Source organism: Leeuwenhoekiella aestuarii (assembly GCF_004104055.1).
GTDB classification, from domain to species: Bacteria; Bacteroidota; Bacteroidia; order Flavobacteriales; family Flavobacteriaceae; genus Leeuwenhoekiella; species Leeuwenhoekiella aestuarii.
In genome coordinates this window covers 1050400-1072979 of the sequence record NZ_QOVJ01000001.1, presented here as the reverse complement: position 1 = coordinate 1072979, position 22580 = coordinate 1050400, and the positions used below count along the sequence as shown (strand labels likewise).

General features: G+C 41.5%; 21 protein-coding genes. 4 read left to right on the top strand and 17 right to left on the bottom strand.

The window, feature by feature from the left end:
• Positions 1-356: 356 nt before the first annotated feature.
• The 7 genes from DSM03_RS04815 to DSM03_RS04785 all read right to left on the bottom strand — a co-directional run bounded on the left by DSM03_RS04815 (position 357) and on the right by DSM03_RS04785 (position 7068).
• Positions 357-1958: a family 43 glycosylhydrolase gene (locus DSM03_RS04815; protein WP_128759859.1), complete on the bottom strand. Its 1602-nt coding sequence runs from the start codon at positions 1956-1958 to the stop codon at positions 357-359.
• 67 nt (positions 1959-2025) lie between these two features.
• The gene (locus DSM03_RS04810; RefSeq protein WP_128759858.1) at positions 2026-2859 is read right to left on the bottom strand and encodes a sulfurtransferase; all 834 of its coding nucleotides are present in this window, start codon (positions 2857-2859) and stop codon (positions 2026-2028) included.
• A gap of 12 nt (positions 2860-2871) precedes the next feature.
• A complete protein-coding gene (locus tag DSM03_RS04805) occupies positions 2872-3264 on the bottom strand; it encodes a hypothetical protein (protein ID WP_128763060.1) in 393 nt (130 codons plus the stop codon).
• A 99-nt stretch (positions 3265-3363) separates the two neighbouring features.
• Positions 3364-4764 (bottom strand): alpha/beta hydrolase family protein, encoded by a 1401-nt coding sequence (locus tag DSM03_RS04800; RefSeq protein WP_128759856.1) that lies wholly within the window; start codon positions 4762-4764, stop codon positions 3364-3366.
• Between the two features lie 58 nt (positions 4765-4822).
• Positions 4823-6142: a serine hydrolase domain-containing protein gene (locus DSM03_RS04795; RefSeq protein WP_128759855.1), complete on the bottom strand. Its 1320-nt coding sequence runs from the start codon at positions 6140-6142 to the stop codon at positions 4823-4825.
• A gap of 1 nt (position 6143) precedes the next feature.
• Positions 6144-6734: an HAAS signaling domain-containing protein gene (locus DSM03_RS04790; RefSeq protein WP_128759854.1), complete on the bottom strand. Its 591-nt coding sequence runs from the start codon at positions 6732-6734 to the stop codon at positions 6144-6146.
• Positions 6724-7068 (bottom strand): PadR family transcriptional regulator, encoded by a 345-nt coding sequence (locus tag DSM03_RS04785; RefSeq protein WP_128759853.1) that lies wholly within the window; start codon positions 7066-7068, stop codon positions 6724-6726. Before DSM03_RS04785 ends, DSM03_RS04790 begins: the two co-directional genes overlap by 11 nt.
• A 281-nt stretch (positions 7069-7349) precedes the next feature.
• Here DSM03_RS04785 and DSM03_RS04780 point away from each other — a divergent pair, with 281 nt between their 5' ends.
• Both DSM03_RS04780 and DSM03_RS04775 read left to right on the top strand, forming a co-directional pair.
• Complete coding sequence (locus DSM03_RS04780) at positions 7350-8144, top strand: HipA family kinase (protein ID WP_128760108.1); 795 nt, start codon at positions 7350-7352, stop codon at positions 8142-8144.
• Positions 8122-8505, top strand: coding sequence for a DUF3037 domain-containing protein (locus DSM03_RS04775; protein WP_128759852.1), 384 nt, complete (start codon positions 8122-8124; stop codon positions 8503-8505). The genes DSM03_RS04780 and DSM03_RS04775 overlap by 23 nt, the downstream gene beginning before the upstream one ends.
• Positions 8506-9768: 1263 nt before the next feature.
• Here the strand turns inward: DSM03_RS04775 and DSM03_RS04770 are convergent.
• From DSM03_RS04770 to ygiD, 3 genes are all read right to left on the bottom strand, one after another.
• Positions 9769-11463 carry a GH39 family glycosyl hydrolase gene (locus DSM03_RS04770; protein ID WP_128759851.1) on the bottom strand — a complete coding sequence of 565 codons (1695 nt, stop codon included), beginning with the start codon at positions 11461-11463 and terminating at the stop codon, positions 9769-9771.
• Positions 11464-11601: 138 nt separating this feature from the next.
• Positions 11602-12795: an esterase gene (locus DSM03_RS04765; RefSeq protein WP_128759850.1), complete on the bottom strand. Its 1194-nt coding sequence runs from the start codon at positions 12793-12795 to the stop codon at positions 11602-11604.
• Between the two features lie 62 nt (positions 12796-12857).
• Complete coding sequence (gene ygiD / locus DSM03_RS04760; RefSeq protein WP_128759849.1) at positions 12858-13682, bottom strand: 4,5-DOPA-extradiol-dioxygenase; 825 nt, start codon at positions 13680-13682, stop codon at positions 12858-12860.
• A gap of 120 nt (positions 13683-13802) precedes the next feature.
• Here ygiD and DSM03_RS04755 point away from each other — a divergent pair, with 120 nt between their 5' ends.
• Entirely contained in the window at positions 13803-14222 is a 420-nt protein-coding gene (locus DSM03_RS04755; protein WP_236638712.1) for a cupin domain-containing protein, read from the top strand.
• Between the two features lie 103 nt (positions 14223-14325).
• On the opposite strand, the gene DSM03_RS04750 is transcribed toward DSM03_RS04755, so the two are convergent.
• The 7 genes from DSM03_RS04750 to DSM03_RS04720 form a co-directional block, all read right to left on the bottom strand.
• On the bottom strand, positions 14326-16548 hold the full coding sequence (locus DSM03_RS04750; RefSeq protein ID WP_128759848.1) for a TonB-dependent receptor: 2223 nt from the start codon (positions 16546-16548) through the stop codon (positions 14326-14328).
• Between the two features lie 150 nt (positions 16549-16698).
• On the bottom strand, positions 16699-17127 hold the full coding sequence (locus tag DSM03_RS04745; protein WP_128759847.1) for a hypothetical protein: 429 nt from the start codon (positions 17125-17127) through the stop codon (positions 16699-16701).
• Between the two features lie 87 nt (positions 17128-17214).
• Positions 17215-17862, bottom strand: coding sequence for a hypothetical protein (locus DSM03_RS04740; RefSeq protein ID WP_128759846.1), 648 nt, complete (start codon positions 17860-17862; stop codon positions 17215-17217).
• A gap of 136 nt (positions 17863-17998) precedes the next feature.
• Positions 17999-18361, bottom strand: coding sequence for a VOC family protein (locus tag DSM03_RS04735; RefSeq protein ID WP_128759845.1), 363 nt, complete (start codon positions 18359-18361; stop codon positions 17999-18001).
• Complete coding sequence (locus DSM03_RS04730) at positions 18362-19057, bottom strand: VOC family protein (RefSeq protein WP_128759844.1); 696 nt, start codon at positions 19055-19057, stop codon at positions 18362-18364. It lies immediately after the preceding gene.
• Between the two features lie 21 nt (positions 19058-19078).
• The gene (locus DSM03_RS04725) at positions 19079-19912 is read right to left on the bottom strand and encodes a glycerophosphodiester phosphodiesterase family protein (protein WP_236638710.1); all 834 of its coding nucleotides are present in this window, start codon (positions 19910-19912) and stop codon (positions 19079-19081) included.
• Positions 19913-20072: 160 nt separating this feature from the next.
• Complete coding sequence (locus DSM03_RS04720; protein ID WP_128759842.1) at positions 20073-20909, bottom strand: SdiA-regulated domain-containing protein; 837 nt, start codon at positions 20907-20909, stop codon at positions 20073-20075.
• A gap of 129 nt (positions 20910-21038) precedes the next feature.
• Here DSM03_RS04720 and DSM03_RS04715 point away from each other — a divergent pair, with 129 nt between their 5' ends.
• A complete protein-coding gene (locus DSM03_RS04715) occupies positions 21039-22406 on the top strand; it encodes an MFS transporter (RefSeq protein ID WP_338068054.1) in 1368 nt (455 codons plus the stop codon).
• Positions 22407-22580 lie beyond the last annotated feature (174 nt).

Sequence of the window (22580 nt, the reverse complement as noted above, 5' to 3'; positions counted from 1 at the left end):
ACAAGAAGGTATCGTGAAATTTGATGTGAGCGGAACGTCGCAGGCGGTTCTGTTTGAGGCTGCCAGAGCGGCCGAGTTAAGCGCATGCAGTGCAGCGAACGATAAATTTAGATACCGTCTTGTGAGCCTAGCGTTTTTTGTTTCTTTTTTGGGCGATGCAAAAAAGAAAGAGAAGAAGAATAGAAATTAATAGCTCGCTCGCATACAAATAGTTTTAATTGTGGTCGCTGCGCCGGCTCAGTTAAGCGCATGCAGTGCAGGGAGCAAAAAATTTAGAGAAGCTCATGTAAGCTTTGATGAATCAATGAAAAAATGAACAAAGGCTGTATCTCGACTGCGTTCGATAAGAAAAAAGATTATTCCTTGACTAAGCTGATCTCATCCAAGATTGCATAAGCACCTGCGGCAGCCTGCGCTTCGATACCCACTTTTACTTTTCCATTTTTAATGGGAATATTCGTGATACTGATGCGCGTCCACTCTGGAGTTTCTAAAGTAAGATCAGCGGTTTTTGAATTGCCGCCACTGGTTGCAAAAAGGTTTAGCTTCGTAAAGCCCGCTGTATTCCTGATTTTGGCGCTTAAGGTGTAATTCCCGTCCGGGAGTTCAACGTAAGGTGATGCCGTGATTTCCTGAGAGACCACGCGTTCAAACGGTACGGTGTCACTGAGATACAGACTTTTTTCACCTACAACCTGTTTGCGATCTTCACGGGTATTGAAGTAATTCAATACCGGGGAATCGGGATCTGTGGTGGAAATGGAGTTGCCTTTTAAGATCTCTGTGTTCCAACCCAGGAGCTGTTCCTGTACCGGTTTGTTGTTGCTGGGAATATACCGGCGGTCGGCTTCAAAACTGCCGTTTTTGATAAAATTATTGGTTTTAGCCACGCTCCAGATTCCGGTTTCTTCGTCCAGATTCCACGCGCTTAACGAGTTGAAATACGGAATCTCGCCCTCAAAAGAAAGCGGCACCCATTGGTTGTATCCCAGGCCGTTACCGGCAAACTCCGCCCATCGGTCTCCACAAAACAGTACCGTCTCTTGTTCGCTCCCCGGGATGGTATAGAAAAAACCAGTTTGGGAAACATGTGCATAATCCTGCTCGCTGCCGGGCATTATCTGCATTTCGTTGATGGGTTTATACGGTCCGTAGATATCGTCAGCTACCAGGTAATAGGCAAACGAACCGTCCCAGCCGTAAATATTGGACGCAGTCATGTAGTACTTCCCGTTGTATTTAAACATACAATTCCCCTCGCGGCTGGCCCCTCTAAAGATCTCTTTTACATCCAGCAAATCAACATTTCCATCGCGTACGCCAATTTCGGAAAGGTAGATCTTGTTACGTCCCTGCCCGTAGGAATATACCAAATAAGATTTTCCCGTATCGGGATCGGTAAATACCGTTTGATCTCCGGTATTGGGGGTGCCAATTCGGTCTGTCATATCTATATGCCGATGCACTTTAAAATCGCCCAGGGGTGAATCTGCCAGGGCAATCAGTACGTTCTTTCCGTGCTGAATGAACAAGGCGTATTGTTCCAATTCTGCAACATACGCGACCCCCATACGCCCCAGCCAGGTAGGTCGCTTATCGTAGTTTACTGCTTCTTTGGTGAGTACATGTTTTTCAAATTTCCAATTGACCAGATCTGTAGACGTATAACAGGTGACCCCTTCAAAGTGATTGCGCTCATAGGTCACTGACGGATCGTGGCGGTAGGCTTCGGCTTCTTTATAATGCACCCCATACCAGTAATAGTGTAGCTTTCCGCTCTGCGGGTCTTTAAACTGAAAGATTCCACCTCCTTGAGAATAGATGGGTTTTCCAGTAACGGTGTTCCAAAAAGAATCGTTTGTAATGGTGTTCTGAGCGTAAGCTGCGTTTATCGTGCTTGAAAAGAAGATAACCCAGTAACTCAAAATAACAGAGCAGATGTATAGCGGCTTTTTCATAAGATGTATTGATAGCACAAAATAGGAGATTAGCGCAACAAACTTATCCTGCTCTACCCTGCTTTAGCTACTCTGCATCAAGCGTCAGGTTTTGCAGTTCGGCCCACTCGGTCCACGAACCGTCATACAGGCGTTTACTTGATCTACCGGCACGTACTGCTGCCAGCATCACGATACACGCAGTCAACCCCGAACCACAACTGAATACCAGATTCTCTGCATCTGCGGTAGGTTTAAAAACTTCCTGAAGCGCTTCTTTGCTTTTGAATTTTCCATCAGTCAAAACCCGTTCGTAGGGGATGTTGACCGAATTAGGAATACTCCCGCTTTGGAGCTGCTTACGCGGTTCAGGGGCGGTTCCGTTAAACCGACCTGCTGAACGGGCATCGACAAGCGTAAAGGTTTTGTTTAAGGTATTTGCAAGTACCGCTTCGTAGGTCGCCAGCAGCTCTGGATTGAACCGGGCTTTAAAATTACCCGATTTAAGAGGTGATGGCCTACGCTCTTCCACCTCAAAACCCTGAGCCTTCCATTCCGGTAAACCGCCATCAAGCACCGCGATCTTTTGGTGTCCCATACTCTGAAAAAGCCACAATACCCGCGGACTCGAATACACGCCCAGATTATCAAAAACTACCAGTATGGAATCGGTATCAATGCCCAGCTTTCGCACTTCTTCTTCAAAAGCCGCAGGAGCAGGGAGCGTATTGGGAAAAACACTCGAAGCATCTGAATACACATGCTTCAGGTCAAAATACCGTGCGTTTGGAATGGTTTCCGTTGAACTGGCCGGGGTTTTACCGGTTGCTGTTTGAGCGAGACTGGCGTCTAAAATGATCAGCTTTTCATTTCCTAAATGTGCGTGAAGCCATGTTGCGGAAACGATCTCTTTTACCTCCATTTTAAACCAGTCTTATTTTGTTTTGCTGAAGCTTAAGAAATTGCCCCGGGGTAAGAATAACAGCTTCAAGCTATCTTCAGTGAGGTTATCAATCGCATACGTCATCGTTTCTTCACCCTGTTTTAAAATCAGATACTGCGTATCGGGATTAGACGGTTGGTCATCAGGCAACTGATCTGCAAGGTTCAGTGCATAATTTTTTGTAGCACTTTCTATGCCTTCGTAGCCCATAATTAATTGATCATCCTTCACTTTCAGATAAGACTTGGGATCTTCAGTGCTGTACCAGGTGCCTTGCAGTAGTGCTCGTTTTTTGTCTGCAGCAGACTCCAAAACGGGTTCGTTTTGCTGGCTTAGGCTATCGGGTTCAGAAGTTGATACGGATTCCGTTTCTTCGGCAGACATTACATCAGCCTTTTTCTCGGTGGAAGGTTTACAGGAAACGATAAGGAGCATCAGTACGATAAGATAACGCATAGGTAGGTTGTTGTTTAAAATTTAGAATTAATTTGTTTTTTGTAAAATCCAGTCGGTTATTTCTTTTAAGACCAAGGGCGAAAAAGTTTGCTCGATTACTCCGTATTCACCCGGAGCGCCCGTTTCGCTTTCTTGAAACAAATGATTGAGACCGGTATATTCTTTAATGGATACATCCTGATTGCCTCCCTGCTCCAGAGCGGCTTTAATTGCCGAAAGGTTTTCGGTTGCCGGCACCTGTAAATCTGTTGACCCGTTTACCGCAAGCACAGGGCAGGTCACCTTTTGTAAATCTGCTGCTGGGTTGTGTTTTAAGAAATACATCATCCAGGGATTGGCAAGTTTACTTACCTGTTGATTCACGTAAGCTTCCTGATTCATTCCTTCAGGAAAATCTTCCCTATCTCCTTCATCAATATATGCATTGATTTGATCTGCCAATACTTCTTTCAAAGCATCCTGATTCTCAAATTGCCGAACCAAAAAGAAAAGTTCCTTATTTCTAAGTTTTGATTTTGCGATGCGTTCTTCCGATAAACCAGAGGCACGGGCGATCAATTCTTCCTGCTTTAAAAGCAATAGGTCTCCACGTATTCCTGTTCCTGCCAGCAAAACAATAAACCCCACATCTTTAGAATCTGCTGCAACCATTGGAGCAATGAGTCCGCCCTCACTGTGCCCTACCAAACCTATTTTAGCTGAATCAATCTCTTGACGTGTTTTTAAATACGCCATTGCCGCCTCCACATCGGTCGCAAAGTCTGCAGAGTTTGCCAAAGAAAAGAAACCTTTTGACTTCCCAACACCCCGATCGTCATAGCGCAGAACCGCAATCCCATGGCGGGTGAGGTAATCTGCAATCACCAGAAACGGCTTGTGTCCCAGAATTTCTTCGTTTCGGTCCTGGGGTCCGCTTCCACTTATGAGTATCACAGCCGGGAAATTCCCGTCGCCCTCCGGTAAGGTAAGTGTTCCTCCCAGATCGATGGCTGCTGTCTCATTGTGAAAGACGACCTCTTCAGTTGCATACGGAAAAGGCGCTTGAGGCTCCTGAGGTCGCTTAAGCGGTTCTTTTTGTAATGCTTCCCGTCCCAAGTCAAGTGGAAAGCTGTTTCCCATTTGTATAAACGTACCGCTGATGCGTTGGTCAGCCAGTACGCCTTTATAAGTTGCTCCTAAATTTTTTAGTTCTAGTTTTAAGGTATCACTAATAAAATGTGTGGTCGTAACCGGAATCCCAAAACCTTTCTGATCAGGACTGTCCATTGTTGCAGTGTAGGCAGAATCGGTTTCAGTAATATGAAAAATCAACGGCAACTCGATACCCTGTACTTTTAGAGCGCCATACCAATCGCCGGTGATGTTTTGAGCAAATGTGATGGTGGTCACCAGGAGGATTAGAATGGAGAGCAGGAGTTGTTTTTTCATAGATTCTAGTCTTAGACAGCTACAAATTAAGCGATTTTTATATCAGAGACGTGATTTCTTATTTCTTTTTCAACTCGAACTGCTGCCCACCCTGCTTAAAAAGAAATGTTTCGGCATCGGGGTCAAATGTAATATGTATTCCTGCCTTCAAATACGCAAAGGTATGTTTAGATTTTGGAGTTAATGTAAATGGAGACTGCCCTTCTCCCTGAGCCATTAAAGCACCTTCTTTTTGATAAACAGTAATTGCAATAGGCAATTCAGGACTGGAATACGTTCCTGTATACGCGTCGTAATACAATTTATCAGGCGTATATTCTGTAAGCTCCGGCAAGCTATAGTCTTTATCATAAATAATACTCAATAATCCTATTGCAAAGTTATTTGTAGGATATCCTTCTCCATTAATCACATAGGTAATTCCCAATTTGCTTTCCGGATGGTAGGAGGTAACCGTGTGCGTCCCGTAGGTATCACCGCCATGACCGTAAGCGATATGGTTGTAAAATGGGGCCTTCATAATCCCAAGCCCAAACCAGTCGTCATCCTTCGGCAACATCCTTTTAAGTGTTTCTTCTTTAAGAATCTCGTTGTTAAAAAGAGCGCTCATAAAAGAATTGAGATCAGACAATGTACTGATGATATCTCCTACTCCCTGAACATTCGGAAAATAAAACTCCTCCAATTTCACCCACTTATTGTCTTTCTTTTCATAAGAAATCGCTGTGTCTTCATATTCTGTTTTACCATTTAAACTAAAGGTATTTTCAAGTCCAAACGGCCTGGTAATCCTTTCTTCAAGGATAGTTTCATAGGGTTTTTTATACTTCTGTTCAAGGATACGAGTCAGCAAATAATATCCGGAATTTGAATAGCTGATGCTGTCTCCCGGTTGAAAGGCTACTCCCTGACGTGCGATTTCATCAAGAATAGCTTGCTGGCTCACCGGCTTTTTTAACCAATATTTTAAACTATCCTGTTTGACCACAAAATTCTGAAGTCCGCTGGTATGATTAAGCAGATTACTCAATTTTATAGAGGATGCACCAGGCATCTTCGGAAAATAGGTTGCTAAAGGCTCGTTGAGATCCATTTTATGTTCTTCTACTAATTGCCCTATAAGAACAGCAGTAAACATTTTAGAGATTGAACCTACCTGATACTTAGTTGTTCTTGAAGCTGGGATCGCACCAAACGACTGGTTTAGTAGTTCCTTATCGTTTTCAAATACAGAAACACTTCCTAAGAGGGCATCATTATCTTCAAAGTGTTTTAAATAGGATTTGATTTCCTCCAGTTTAGCGGAGTTAACAACAGGTTTTTGTGCGGTTACACTAAAGCTAATAAGGACGAGTACTATATATAACAGTGTTTTCATTTTAGTTTCTTTTAAGGAATGATTTTTTTAAACGTAGTAACAAGGTAATGGCGATATAAAACAGAAAAGCAGCAAGCAGCATCAACGGAATAAACCAATATCCTAATACTTCCTGATAGTTTGAGGTGTTTTTCACAAAACCCAGAGCTACAAACTGATCGTTTTTAAAATACAACCCTACCTCTTCGTTAGCTAATTTGGCTAGAATCATAAAGATAAAAGCTCCTAAAAACAGGTAAAGAATTGCAAATATGATGTAGCTGATTCCATTTGTTATATTTAGCATTAATGCTTTTAAGACATCTAACGGATTAAAACTGCGAGTAGCCTTATCTAACATTTTATCGGCAACCAGTGGTTTTAAAACAAGCTCGGGATCACCCAATTTATCTGTAGCATCCAGCAGGCTTTTTAGTTCTGAAGCGTCTCCTCTACTTTCTATTGATTCATAAATATGGCTATTAAATTCCATAAGGATCTCTTCGCTGTCAGCAGGCAAAAGGTTTTTTAATACGTGTCTAATGCGTTTTATGTAGCTAGCATAAACGCGTTGTGCTTCCGCATCTGTAAATACGATTTCTTTAAATTTCATTTTTCGTAATTGATTTGATTGATGTTTCCAATTCGTACCAGTATTTTCTCATTGCTCTTAAGGTCATTTTACCCTCGCTTGTAAGTATATAGTACTTTCTGGGTATTCCGGATTCTTGTTCTACCCACTTAGAAGTGGTAAGCCCTTCTTTAGTTAAGCGATTCATTAAAGGATATAAAGTACCTTCGGCTATTTCTATAGCTGTAGCGCTCTTGATAATTTCTATCAATTCATAGCCATACAACTCCTTAGCGCTTATGGCATTTAACACAATAAAAGAGAGCGTTCCCTTTTTAACTTGTGACTTCCATTTTGTTACAAACTCTTCTTTCAAAATACATTGTTTTAATTTGTACCTAGTAATACAATGTAAACATATATAAATATACCTAGCAATGCAATGCTTTATGTGTAAAGATTAAAAAATAAACTAAAATACCGCTCTATCCCTTTAGTGTCATAGGTTTAAAAAATAGTCCAGTAAGATAAAATTCCATCTTACAAGTCCAATAAACTGCTTTTTATACTTCTGTAAACCTCGAATCTGACTCATGGCTTGCTTAATTAAAAAAATAACACACTAAAACTGTACTTTTGCCACACTTAATTGAAGCTATGCAAACACCTCCCGAATTGCGTCACGTAAACGTCATCCGCTACATCACGCCCTTGCGCGAAGGCGGATCGTTACCAGCTGTTGCCGATGCCGATGACGGTTTTAAGTATGTCGTCAAATTTAAAGGTGCCGGCCACGGTCCCAAAGCCCTGATCGCCGAATTGCTGGGCTGTGAGATCGGTCGGGTTCTGGTATTTAAGGTCCCGGAAGTGGTTTATGCCCATCTGGATGAAGCTTTTGGCCGTACCGAAGCCGATGAGGAAATTCAGGATTTGCTGAAGTTCTCGCAGGGATTGAATATTGGTTTGCACTTTTTATCGGGTGCAATCAATTTTGACCCGGTAGTTACTACAGTTGATGCGCAACAGGCTTCTGAAATTGTTTGGTTTGATGCCTTTATGACCAATATTGACCGGACCTTTCGCAATACCAATATGTTGATGTGGCATCGTGAACTCTGGCTGATTGATCACGGCGCGACTCTGTATTTTCACCACAGTTTTACCAACTGGGAGAAAAGTGCAGCCACACCCTTTGCACTTATTAAAGATCACGTGTTGCTTCCGCAGGCATCGCAATTGGAAGAAGCTAACATAAAATTGAAAGCAGTACTTACCAATGATATCCTACTCAACATTGTTAACCTCATCCCCGATGAATGGCTGCATTGGGAAGGTACAGATGAAAGTCCGCAGCAATTGCGTGAGGTCTACTTTCAGTTCTTAAAAACACGTTTGACGCATTCTGAATTATTCACCAAAACCGCAACCGATGCACGACAAGCACTTGTATGAGTATGCGGTAATCCGCATCGTTCCCCAGGTGGAGCGCGAAGAGTTTTTTAACGTAGGCGTGGTGGTCTATTGCAAACGTCCGCGTTTTATTGGGATGAAATTTCAGCTAGATTCCAACAAACTGGCTGCCTTTTGCCCCGAACTGGATGTGGAACAGGTTGAAAAAAACCTCAATGCTTTTAAAGCCATTTGTGCCGGTGATACAAACGGCGGCCCCATAGCAAAACTGGAAGTTGCAGAACGTTTTCGCTGGTTAACGGCTACCCGAAGTTCGGTGATTCAAACTTCAAAGACTCATCCGGGTTTTAGTGAAGATCTAGAACAAACACTGGAGCAGTTGTTTGCAGATTTGGTGCTTTGAGGAATCGTCATTGAAAAACTTCAATATTAAAAATTGTTACATCAAGCGTGCGTGCTGAGCCTGGTCGAAGTACAGTCAGGATATTCATCGTACTATCTTTTTTGCATCACCCAAAAAAAGAATAAAACATCGATAGATGTTGAAATTATTCAAATCTCCGATAGAAGATCAATCAACACCTCATTAGAAGCTATAACTCCTATTCATCTTTCTGTTCATTTTTTCCATTGATACGGCAAAGCATGTCTTTGAGCGAGTTGATGCGGCTGGAAACAAAAAAATCTAGGCTTACAGGAGGTTCTCTAAATTTATTGCTCCCTGCGCTGCATGCGCTTAACTCGGCCACGGCCTCAAACAGAACCGCCTGCTACGCTACGCTCACCGCAAATTTGACGAGAACCTCCTGATAGGCCGGTACTGGCGTTCTATTAGAAATTAGATAGTATAAAATAGTTAGAAGAATGAAACTATACATATTCATACCCGAAGGGTTAAACGAATGCCCTTCCCTCGGTTCAGAATAGACACAGGAAGCTCCGAAGGACAGGAGCGGTAGCGACGCGGAGCTGACAAGGCGGTTTTCGCCCCAAGGCGAAAAATTCCTAAACGAGGGGCTCTTTTCTTTTGGTTCGTTTTCTTTGGAGAAGCAAAGAAAATGAACGAAACATGATTTAGAAGTACTACTCAAATCTCCGTTAGGAAATCAATCAACACCTCATTAGAAGGTATAACTTCTAACAGTATTCCTGTTCTTTTGCCTCGATGCCAAAGAATCAGTCAGTATTAAAATTAATAATACAGTTACTTTATAAATTCTGTTCATTTTTTCCATTGATGAAAAAACGAACCAAAAAAATCTAGGCTTACAGGAGCTTCTCTAAATTTATTGCTCACTCCGCTGCAAGCGCTTAACTCGGCCGCTGGCCTCAGACAGAACCGCCTGCTACGCTGCGTTCACTTCAAATTTTACGAGAACCTCCTGATAGGCCGGTACTGGTGTTCTATTAGACTTGAGACGGTATAAGAAAGCTAAAAGAATAAAGAGTATACCTACTCATACCCGAAGGGTAAACGAATTATGAATACCCTCGGTTCAGAATAGACGTAAGGGCAGAGTGTTAAAAAAAGGTCTGCTAGACCTTTTTAGCGAATGAGCCAGGTCGCGCATAGGCTTTGTGATCGTATCATTTCATCTGGCAAGGTCTTCTTTACGTTTACAATAATGAGAATAGCGACGTGAATTCATAAAGAGAATTAACGTTTTTACTTTTCAAACTCCAGCTGAAACAACGCCACCCCCTGTCTGGGTAGATCTAAGCTTAACTCCAGATTTCCGTCTGTTACGGGCATCCAAACCGGAGAAGTAAACAACTGGAGCTGCCCCGCCTGTTCTAAAGCTTTGATCTGTTCCGGTGTTGGATTTTCCGGTGACCCCATTTCTTTATAGAGCGAATATGAATTACTGAATTCCTGATCCACGCGGTATTGGTTCACCAGCACTTTTTGAGCGGGAATGTTTTTAAGATTAATAGTCACCGGACTTGCAGCAACCTCCAGATCGTCGCGATCGTGGTAATTGAAAACCATAACCGATGCGCCATCCTCACCTACCGAAGCCAAGGAGTTTACATCGGGATTTTCGCGTACACTTTTTGATCGGACTTTTTTATAATCATATTCCAGATCTCCTGTAACGGCCACCTGAGTATCGTGCATCATCCCAAACATTCTAAACACATTAAGTACCGGTTTATCTACTCCGTTTGTCGCCATATCTCTAAATCCGGCATACCAGGCCTGGTCTTCAAACTCAAAGCCCCAGGTCACTGCTCCTTTCAGGTTTACCCCATACGCTCGTGCCAAATCATATTTACGTGCAAAAGATGCAGCGGTATAACTGCTGTACATCGTTCCGTTTCTATACGCATTTTCGGGATAATCCTCTTCCGAACATGCCGCACAGCCTTCGGGGTCAGACTCCCCAATAATGATGGGTAAATCTTTCAACGTAGGATACGACGCCACTACCTCAAAACCTTTAGCCAGATCGTTAAGCTGCGAACCCATGTTCATCTGAATATGACCGTCAACCAACTTCGGGCTTCCTTTTGCGTGGTAGGTAATAAAGTCTAGTGGAGCTCCTGTTTCCCCGGTTGCATAGTTTTTACCTGAAATGATATGGTCTAAAAAGGTGCGTAAAAATGCTTCGGCTTTATCCCAGCCCGGCCCTGTTGTTTCAGGTCCGCCCATTTTCGCTGTTGGTAAGGCTCTTTTAACCGCATCTGCCGTATAATCGTAAAGTTTGATGTATTCTTCGGTCGTACCCCGCCAGTAGCCGATATTGGGTTCGTTCCACAATTCCCAGTACCAGCTTTCCACTTCCTCTTTTCCGTAGCGCGCTACCGAATGCAATACCCACTGGTACACGAGTTCTGCCCACTTGCTGTAATCGTTTGGCGGGTAGGCCCATCCGGTATAAATATCACCATATTCTGCTCCCGGTTTCCAATGGTGTCGGTAAGGCTGAGGCTTTGTCGATAAGGCTTCGGGCATAAATCCTATTTGCGCCAGGGGCTTCATTCCACGTTCGATATAGGTGTCAAAAATCTTGTCGATAATCGTCCAGTCGTAAATGGGGTTGCCGTTTTCATCTTCGGTATACGCATTGGTTGAACCCCATTTTAAAGCGGCTTCTCCATCACCCGTAACCAGCAAGCTATGAGCACGCACGTATACCGGAACTTTACTCAACTCCGAAATTTCAGTTAGTAATTTTTTACCGTCCTTCATGTACGTATAGTTGGGCTCATCATACCCCCAAAACGCCCAAATGGGTTTCAACTCTCCCAATTTCGCATCAAAATCCACCCCGATTTCTACAGGTTGAACATTATCATACTGGGCAAATACGCTGGAAAAACTACAGACGAAGAGGAGCAACAAAGAAAAGGTTTTCATAAAAGATATATTTAATACATAACTAAAACTTCGATAAGTTACTTAAAATGTTTTAATTACACTTATTATAAATCGCGCATAAAACAAAAAGCCCTTTCTATACGAAAGAGCTTTTATAGTTATGTAAGAATCGAATGCTTAATCCTGAAACAACAACGGCACAAAGTCTGAAAGATAGACCCTCCAGTTACGCCAGATATGACCGCCATCGGTTTCTACATATTCATAAGGCATTCCCATCTTATCAAGCATAGCACGGTATTCCGTATTGGCTTCATAAAGAAAATCGCTCTTCCCGATACCAATCCAGTAAAGTTCATAGCCATTATCCATCTGTTTCTTAAGCGTCTCTTCAAAATCGGCATAAACACCTTCCCCACTTTGATCTTCCCGCGCCATAATCGCTGCAGAAAAGAGTCCGACATAATCAAAAGTATCAGGATAGTAACGCGAAATGTGTAAACTGTGATACCCGCCCATCGAAAGTCCGGCGATGGCTCGATTTGCTTTATCGGCTTTTACACGATAGTTTGATTCTACAAAGTTGATGATTTCATCAAAATTGGCTTCATACACCCCATTCATGGTTTGCGGCACCATAAATTGCGGAGTATAATATCCAGCACTTCCCGCTCCGGGAGCTGCATCCTGAATCACGTTTCCGTTAGGCATCACCACAAGCATAGGATTTGCCTTTCCTTCAGCGATCAGATTATCCATTATTTGAGCGGTACGCCCCAACGTGAGCCATGCTTCTTCATCCCCACCAGCACCGTGGAGTAAATACAATACGGGATATTTGGCTTCTGAAGTTTCATAACCCGGCGGGGTGTAGATGCTTATTTTGCGATCCATTTCTAAGCCATCAGACTCATACCAGCGGCTTACCACGGTACCGTGCGGCACATCCTGCACGCGGTATAAATCGGCTTGCTTGCCCGGAACGATGAATATATTCATCACCGAAGCCACATCGCGGACCAAAAAAGGATTGGCAGGATCTGTTGTTTTAAAGCCGTCAATAATAAAAGCGTAATTGTACAACTCAGGAGGTAAAGCTTCTGTAGTAAATGACCAAATTCCTTCTTCATTTTTGGTAAGCAAAGCTTTGCCGGGGCCATCCATTTTTCCCATCGGCGTGTCTACTTTAACACTGGGCAGGAAGTCACCGGTCACAAACACACTATCTGCCTGCGGAGCACTCAAGCGGAAGGTAACCGATTTATCGGGGTAAATTTCTGGTGAACTTACCTGCTGGCCGTTAAATAAGGCTTCCTGAGCCTGTGTAAGCGCTGTAACGCACAGCAATGCAAAAAATATATAGTTTCTCATAGTATCGTAATAAGGTTATCTCTCAAATTTAGCCAAACACAAGCACTTTACGCTTACTTTTTCTAAGCGATCTTAAGGGAGGTCATAGACAAGGAACCGCCCAACGGTTCATCATTAAACAACTGCACCTCATCTTGATCGTCCTGCAAAGCAAGTGTATAAATCAATGGCAAATAATGCTCTGGCGTAGGAATAGAAAGGTCAAAAGCAGCTCCTTGTTTTTTAAAGTCAATTAACGTCTGATGGTCGTGGGTTAAAATCGCGGTGTTCATTTTTTCCCGCGCCTCAAGTGCCCAATCGTATGCAAACGGCGTATTCAATTTATCCCAGGCCACACGGCGCAGGTTGTGAATCATATTACCACTACCCACGATCAGTACTCCTTTATTGCGTAAAGCTGCGAGTTCTTTTGCCAGATCATAATGATATTGAGCCGGTTTTGTATAATCGATACTCATTTGCACTACGGGCACATTTGCCTCAGGATACATATGCTTGATCACGCTCCACGACCCGTGATCCAATCCCCATTTATCATCAAGATGTACGTTGGTGCTTTTAACCAGTTCTTGAGTTTCCAATGCCAATTGCGGACTTCCCGGTGCAGGATACTGTACATCAAACAAAGATTGTGGGAATCCCCCAAAATCGTGAATGGTTTGTGGGTGCTCCATCGCGGTAATAAAAGTTCCGCGCGTTTCCCAATGTGCCGAAATACATAAAATTGCCCGAGGGGTAGCTAACGCTCTCCCAAGTTTCTTGAATTCACTTACAAATTCATTTTCTTCTATCGCATTCATCGGACTCCCGTGACCCAAAAACAACACCGGCATTTTTGCGGTATTGGGTAAGCTACGATTCCACTTATTTAAATCTTTAAGTTGCATGCTTCTCTATGTTACCCGTATATAGTCGTAAAAAAGCGATCATATATACAGTCGGATTCGCTATGCTTAAATAGAGCCACTTTTTTTTTTGTAATTTAAAAGTCTTTAAACCGAAGTAGCATGCTTAAAATTTTGAGCCTCTTGGCCTGTATATTCTTTGCAACAACGACAATTGCACAACACATGCCACAAGACAAAACCTATACCTTTGCTGATTGTGTAACCACTTACGATACCGAAAAGGTTCAAAAAACGCAAGTGGGACATCAATTTTGGTTTGCTGACAAGGATTTTACAGATGGTAGGTCGATCAAGATGAGTGTAGTGGACCCGGGCAAGTCTACCCATGCACCGCATCAACATCCACAAGACGAGTTCTTTTTTGTTTTAGAAGGAACCGCTCAATTTTATCTGGATGGTAAGACCGTAGAGGTTGGCCCGTATACCAGTCTGTATTGTCCTTCAAACAGTATGCACGGCATCAGCAATTCCGGAGACATCCCGTTGAAATATCTGGTTATGCAAAAGTATGAACAGTAATATTTCAGAAGAACTGAGCCTATTTCAATCCTAATCATCAACTAAAAAAGGCTGTTTGCAAAACGCAAACAGCCTTTTAGATTGGCTATTTTTTAAGCCGGAGTTAAAATCTATATGTGATCTTTCCTCTCAAGTAAAAAGGTGTTCCCGGGGTAAAATGGATTTCTTCTACCGGTGCCGGTTCATTAAAGAGTCGGCTTTCTGTAGCAAACTGGGTTTCATTCCAGTCCACGTCAAACAGGTTTTCAACGATAATGCCCAGCGTCCAGTTCTTAATTGTGTAATTCACATTAAAGTCAGTTACAAAATAACCTGCTGCCACGATGGAATTGTCTTCATTGGCGGCACGGTCACCCAACCAGCGGTATCCTAAAGTTCCGCTAAACCCATTCCGATTGTCAACACTCAGACCCCCTGCTGAAGTAAACTTTGGAGCCAGTGGAATGTAATCTTCTCCATCAGCTTCTTCCGTACTTCTGGCATGGGTATAATTGGCATCTCCATATACGTATAACCAGTCTAACAGCTGATACCGCGCGCCTACTTCAACACCCATTCTTCGGCTCTTTCCGCTAGGCTCTACGATACCGGCATCACCCACATATACAAATTCCTGATCCAGAAAAAGCGTCCATAAGGTTGCATTTAAAGCCAGACGATCTATGGGTTTTACAATAGTTCCCAAATCTACACTATAAGCTGCAGGCAAAATATCTTCGCCACTGTTAGCCACCACCACACGCGTATCGTTAGAATGAAAACCGATACCGGTCTTCAACGAAAGCTGCCAGTTTTGGGTGGGTGAAAAAATCGTATTGAATTTAGGACTGAAGGCCACTTTAGATTCGCTCTGATTGTCATACGTTTCCGTAAGCTTGTTGTAGTAATCAAATTTGAAATAATCCAGACGTACTGCCGGATTGAAGGTAAACTTCCCGGTTTTGAATTCGGTATTCAGAAAAGCAAATGCGTTGAGTTCGTCTACATCTCCAAGTGCAATACGATCTAATGTTGTCTGGCGGTTGAGCGTGTGTGACAAACTCATATGATCTACATTATCATATCTAAATCCTACACCCGCCTGATACTCTAAACTGCCTGACCCCAGTGTTACATGTTTACGTTCATACACACTTTGCAAGCCTGCAATAAAACGATCTTCCTGCTGCTTGATCTGATCTCCATTTACCGGATCTTCTAAGAAAAACGTAAAGTTAGAGTACAGTTCAAAATCGTACTTAGACACAAAAGCATTGGTTTTTAAAACTGCATTATGTTCCAGATTCTTCAAGTGGTTTAAGTTGATGTTGGTCCGGCTTGTTTGTCCACCCTCTGTATCATCTATAGCACCAAACCTACCGATCAATCCCTGATCTACGGCGCGCTGTGGAATCTGTCCCGAAGCATCCCACTTGCTTTGAAAATGAGAAGCCGTCAATGTGAGTTTATCTTTATTAGGATTGGTATAGGTGTATTTACCCAAAACATTGAAGCGGTTGAAGTTTTGCGGACTGTCAAAAGGCCCATCGGTCAGGTACATTTCTGAAGCCAGGTACGCCGTGTGATTTTGTTCATCAACCAAATTGAACAAGCCCGTTAAACGCGAAGTATTGAACTGACCCGCTTCCACCGAAATACTGCTTGCATCCAAATGCTCTTTCAATCTTAAATCTACATAACCTGCTGTATTAAAGTTTCCCTTATCTGCGTAATACGCCCCTTTTCCGAAGTCAATATTCTCTATGGTTTCCGGGATTACAAAATGCAGATCAGCGTATCCCTGCCCATGCGCATGAGACACCATATTCACCGGCATCCCATCTACGCTAATCGCCACATCCGTACCGTGGTCTATATCAAAACCGCGTAAGAAGATCTGTTCTGCTTTACCACCCCCAGCGTGTTGCCCGATGAACAGTCCCGGTACTTTACGCAAGATCTCTTGTGATGATTTAACCGGATTCAGTTTAAGATCTACCGCAACCACTGTACTCAATGAATTTACCTCAGCAGTAAGCACTACCTGATCTAATGAAGTGCTGGCTTCTTCCAGCTCTACAACTAGAGGTTCTGAAAGCAAGGCCTGGTCAACTATTAAATGTTGAGTTTTAAAACCTAAACGGGAGATCACCAGTGAATCCTGAAGCCATGGCGCAGGAAGCACAAAAGTTCCATTAGCATCGGTGTGGGTATGACTTCCTTTTGACAGGTTATAAATATTGACATTCTCCAGGGCATGCTTATCCCTATCTGTAATGGTTCCTGTTAAATCCTGAGCGTTTACAGACGCACAGCACACCAGTAAAAGTATAAAAATGTATTTCATAAAAGTGTATAAGAATATTAAATAAAGGCGCTGTCCATCCCTTTGCGTTAAAAAGGTTTAACGCTGAAAACGGACTAAAACAACACCACGTAACAGGTCACTTTTAACAACAGCAAAAGCGACCTATTATAAAATCAACTGAGGATATTCTTAAACTTCGGGAGGAGGCACCGGGTCTCTCAAGGCAAACTGCCGGTGGATTTGCATTCTTAAATCATAAGAAGTTTTAGTAGTTATCTGATGCGTTAAGACGCATTCTGAAAAGCGCTCAACCTGAAGATGCTTATCAATTTTAAATGGCTTAGGTCGTTCTTTCTCGTTTTTGAGATCGTCTTCAAAAGGCTCCAATACCTGCTTGATGTATTCTAACGTACGGTGATCATGACCGGCTTCAGCAAGTAATTCTTCTGCAGTTATAAAATGGTGCTTATGTGCTTGTGCAGTTATATGATTGAACTCGTGATCCAATTCGTGAGCCCATTGTAATGCCGCTTGCTGCACAGGAGCCACTATATAAATCAATGCCAAAGCAATAGTAAAACCTGCCAGCAGAATTGATTTAATAAAGGTGCGCTTCATGAAGTGGTACTTGTAAGCAACAAAGCTAAGTACCCCCTTAAAATAATCTGAAGTTTTTCAGGCTAATTTTTAAATCGTTTTTAGATTTTAAAGACAGGTGATTTCTGAAGTAGTTTCCCGATGTTTTAAAAGAAGCTTATACGTTTCTAAATAGTCTTCAATTGCCTTACAATCTGTCTTTTGATTGGCTATAGTATTGGGGTTAATCGGATTGGCTTCATCAGATTTGACACTGTATTGCTTCTGCAGGCAGTCAACCGGTTCTCCATTTAATAGGTAAAAACGCTTTTCCACTACATTATCAGTAGTTTGTGGCGCATCTGCTGTACCTCCACTAAAGCTCCACGTTGTATTTGTAGAAAATACAAAAAACGGAACTTCATCGCGGAGGTAATAAAAATCAGCTGCTTCAAAATGGCTGTATTCATTATGCGCGTGTCTGATCACTTTAAGTCCTGTAGTGTCTGAAAAAAATACTACAGTACCTGATTTTTCACCGTTGCAATTGTAGGTAAACGAAGTAGAATCTAAATCTTTAGTTTTTAAAAGCTGCCTAAGGCGGCTGTACTCTTTTTTTATGTCTTCTATATTCGTAAGCCTTTGAGGAGAGGATATAGGTTCAGGTACTTCAGAACCTGCATGCTGACTTTGAGGAATAGGTGTTTCCTTATTTTTAGGATTCTCTTTACAAGAACTTATTAAAAGTACAGAACAAAAAAGAAGTAATATTCGCATTGCATTTGACTTTAAAATTTTATTAAAGCTAACTAATGAGATCGAGTTGAACCGGTGTTTTTGGATAGCCCTAACATCGTATTGGCTAAATATTAAAGAATTTCATCCACCTCGTACTCAAATTACCCGAAATGATCTATTTGAAACTTCCTATATGCCAAAGAATTCCGGAAGGATCGTGTACAAAATATTCTGAGCCCCAATCGTTATGTACCAGTTCTGAAACACGTACGGCCTCAAACTTTTGAGGCAGATTTAAGGATTTAAGGTGCTTCAAATGCGCTTTCAGATTCTCTACTTCCAGAAAAAGCATGGTATTGTCTACCCAATCTTTCACATAGGCATCTTGAAGATAAAAGCATAAATCCCCATTTTTAAACAAAGCCATTTTAGGAGAAATCAAGACTTCTTCAAAACCCATTTCGCGGTAAAACGCGCGCGATGTTTTAAAGTCTTTAGATCCTATAAATGGACGGATGGATTTAAGGTTGTGTTGCATTTACAAGTTTTGTTTACTTGTTGTAGTTATAGGTTCTGCTTTTAAAATTTCATTTTTATATTCAATTCTAAATGTCGACCTATCAACCTTTGCGATTAGGCTAAAATCTGAAGGATAAGCCGTGTCATTGGTAGGAAACCATTTTCTGGAATTTTTATCGATAAGAATAATCAATCCGTTTGCATCACCCACCGCACAAAAACGCTCAAAATTGCCGTCGTAGACTTCAAGTCCCAGCGTTTTGTTAAGTATAATAAAGCTTTGATCAATAGCATCTGTAGGAAGCCCTATTTCCGAAATTTCAAGCAATTGTGCTTTACTAAAGCCATCTGAAGTTTGGTTATTCAGGGTATTTCGGGCAATAAACTCGACAATATTTTGATCTGCATCGTAAAAGTAGATTGCCTTTGCGTTCCAGTTTTTAAACTCCTGTATGGTATTACCCTCATAATTAAGAATATCAACCCGTTGTTTGAGCCAGGTAAGCGCTTCTTTTTCTTTATTTGCAGGAATCGTCATCGCAAAATGATATGGTGTGGCGGTCTCCCGTTGCTCAAACACCAGTATCGATTCTCCGAGCTTTACCGAAAAGCGATCGTTGGTCGCGTTAAATACTTCAAGTCCCAGCGTTTCTTCATAAAACAGCCGCTGCAGGGTCAGATGGGGCGTATATACTTTTAATTCCTGAATCTTCACTACTAAAAAGTTTTTGTATAACTACTCCTGTTTCAGTGCTTTAAGCACCCGCTCCGGATAATCGGTAATGATTCCGTCAACCTGTAGCATGATTACGGCATCAATATCTTCCGGTTCATTAACCGTCCACGGGATCACTTTTAAACTTGCCTCGTGAATTTTGTTGACTTCAGCCGAATCAAGCAGTTTGAAATACGGACTGTAAATCTCTGGTGTGAATGAAAGCTGCTTCAGGTTGTTTTGAAATTTTCCGTTCTCAACCAAATAGGCAAGTTCAATATCGGGATACTGGTTATGCATCACTTCAAGAATTTGGGTGTCAAACGACTGAATATTCACCAAATCTTCAGCTTTACTTTGCTGAATAACCTGCATTACTAAATCTACAAATTCCCTAGGTTCCGGTTGAAAAACACCGTATTCTTCGGGTATCGATTTGATCTCGATATTAAATTTTACCGGTTTCAAATTTTCAGCTTTAATCGTAGCCGCTACTGTATCAAAAACTTCGCTTAATAAGGGTTTATAAGTCTTCAACTTCTGTTGCTTCGGAAAGCGTACATTACCCTTAGAACCGCCGTCAAATTGTTTGATTTCAGCATAATCCATTTCATATAAATTATACTTTTCCGCATCACCCTGCGGGATAGAATCTCCCTTAGGAGTCGACATATAGAGCGGGAGCATCACCGGCTCGTGGCTTACCACCACCTTTTTGTCTTTAGAGATCACTACATCTAATTCTAATACATCTACGCCTTTGCGAAGTGCTCCTAAAAAGGCAGGAATCGAATTTTCGGGCAGGTTGCCGCGTTCCCCTCTGTGACCTTGAACGTGTATTGTTTTTGATGTCATTGTTACTGATTCTGTGGTTTTTTCTTTGCAAGAACTTACTAAGATAAAACTAAATACAAGGAAACTATAGCCTATTCTCATATCCTAAATTTACACAGTTGGCATGAGATCTCAATGAAGTAAAAGTTAGCTTTTCATTAAACTTACAAGATACCGGAGATTAATTTTTCAATTTAACTTCCAGAATATTGGCTGTACCACCGTGGGCTTCGTTAGAAATAAAGAGGCGCCCCTCTGGACTAAAGGTTATTCCTTCAGGCTGGGCAAAATCATCACTATCGAGGTCGTATACCTTTTTTATAGCTCCAGAAACATCCAAAATCATCAATTTTGGATTTACGCCTTCAAGTATATAGATCTCTCCGGTTTGTGGATGTATCGCCAGATCTGAAGGTCTGAACGTACGTTTACTTTTCTTCTTTTTAAAATCTTTAAGCGCTTTGTCTTTCATATCAATCTTAAAGATCAAGTCTGGTACCATCAATCTTTTATTAAGATCAAAAGCATAGATTCCTTTAATATCTTCATCGTTGGGGTCCTCATCTTTGGGAGCAGTCAGCAACCTGTTGTTTTTAGCATCAAGCGTAAGACTTTCTACATTGTTTTTATGAGACATCGAGGATTGATAGGTCCTCGTTTTTGGCGAATCACTCATGTAATCACGCACTTCAAAGAGCAAACCGTCGCTACGCATTACATACGCATTATTTCCGTTTACGGCAACGCCTTCATAATCGCCATCATCTGCAAATTCAATGGTTTTGGTAATTTTTGATGTGTTCAAATCGTAGCTATAGATCACACCATCCTCATCTTCAATAGCTGCAATTCTACCATTATCAATCCAAGAGATTCCCGAGATTTCTTCGAGCTCATCTGGCATCTCCCAAGTTTTTACAATTTTCACTTTATCCTTTTTCTTTTTAAGATCTATAGTATTATAGTTTAAGAAAATAAGGCTAACTGCCAGTATACTTAGATATTTTATAAAATGCATATTCTGATATTTTTAATCCTCATTCAGGCGGTTGCTATATACCCAAATGAACGTTTACTGCAAAGTTCGTTACCCTATTTTTGAATTCTCTTAAAAGGGTGCAAATGTTGGTTTTTACTCCGTTTGTTATTGCTGATTATCAACTTATTGATTTTCAATAGCAAAAATGCGTATTTCTTAAAAATAGAAAAGAAGCTACAGGCTAAAGCATTTAGGCTTAAAGTGTTTCTTAATTTTGTGATTCAAAATTTCAATTTTAACCGTAAAACCAAAACCTTGAAGAGTCTCGCTCAGTTTTTAAGATCAAATTTTAAGACCGTAAGTTTTGGTTGGTCGCTAACCTTTCTTTCCAGTTTTGGACAAACCTTTTTGATCTCACTCTATGTTCCTGAGCTGGTAAAAACTTTTGAAATTTCTGAAGGAACTTTTGGAAGCATCTATGCGCTGGGCACCGTTATTGCTTCAGTAATTCTTATTGCAGTAGGTCACACGATCGATCATAAACCGGTTAAAACGGTGGTATTACTCAATTTCACAGGTTTAATTCTTTCATGTTTAATTTTGAGTTTTTCACCTTATCACATCAGCTTGCTTATACTTGCTATGATAGGATTACGGCTTACCGGTCAGGGTATGATGAGTCATATTAGTCAGACAGTTATATCACGCTATTATGGCGCTAATCGTGGGAAAGCACTTAGTGTTGCTGCTCTGGGTTTCCCTATGGGAGAAGCAATTTTCCCTATTTGTATTACAACGATTATCGTTGATTTTGGATTTGAAATTGCAGCGCAAACCAGCGCAGTATTTTTGACTCTATGTCTGATTGTTTTTTCTTTTAGAAATCTCAGTTATTTTGATAAAGAATCACAAGTAGCTAAAAAACCCAGCTTTAAAACGCTTGCAAAAGATTTTGGCGGTATTATAAAAGACAGGCGTTTTGCTGTATTGATGCCATCTACCTTTATGTTGAGTTTTACATCTACCGCTGTGTTTTTATATCAGTACACTTTTGTGGAAGAAAAAGGTTGGTCTGTATCGCTTTATGCAGCATTTTTTACCGGATATGCAATAACGCGGTTCATTATGTCTGTCATTGGCGGACTCTGGGTCGATAAGTTTACCGCAAAAAAATTGTATCGGTTTTTCTTAATTCCTCAAGCCTTAGGACTTCTACCCTTTGCATTTATGGATAGTATTGCAGGCGCGCTTATTTTTCTCATAATGACCGGCATAAGCACAGGCGTTGCCGGCACAGTTAAATCTGCAGTATTAGCCGAAGTTTACGGGACCGCAAAGTTGGGTGCAGTAAACAGTTTGTTTTCTATGGGTATGATTTTAAGCACAGCACTGGCACCGCTGCTTATCGGTTTTTTAATTGACCAGGGGGTTGCGTTCCCGTATCTGATGCTCACCTTATTTGGCATGCTGGTCATTGCTATTTTAAATTCACAACGTTTGGGCAACATTCCTGCAATAAAAGAAGTTACTGCATAACTTTTATAACGAACTCAATAATTGGGGTAAGTTTAGGTGTAAATGCGGCTCAGGTTACACCAATGCAATTTACTTTTTAATACTTTTACAGTATCCAATTAAAAGGTACGCGTTAAGCTTTTAGCTTCGGTATTTTTAAGACTTGCAAACGTTATCGTATCTAGCCTACCACAT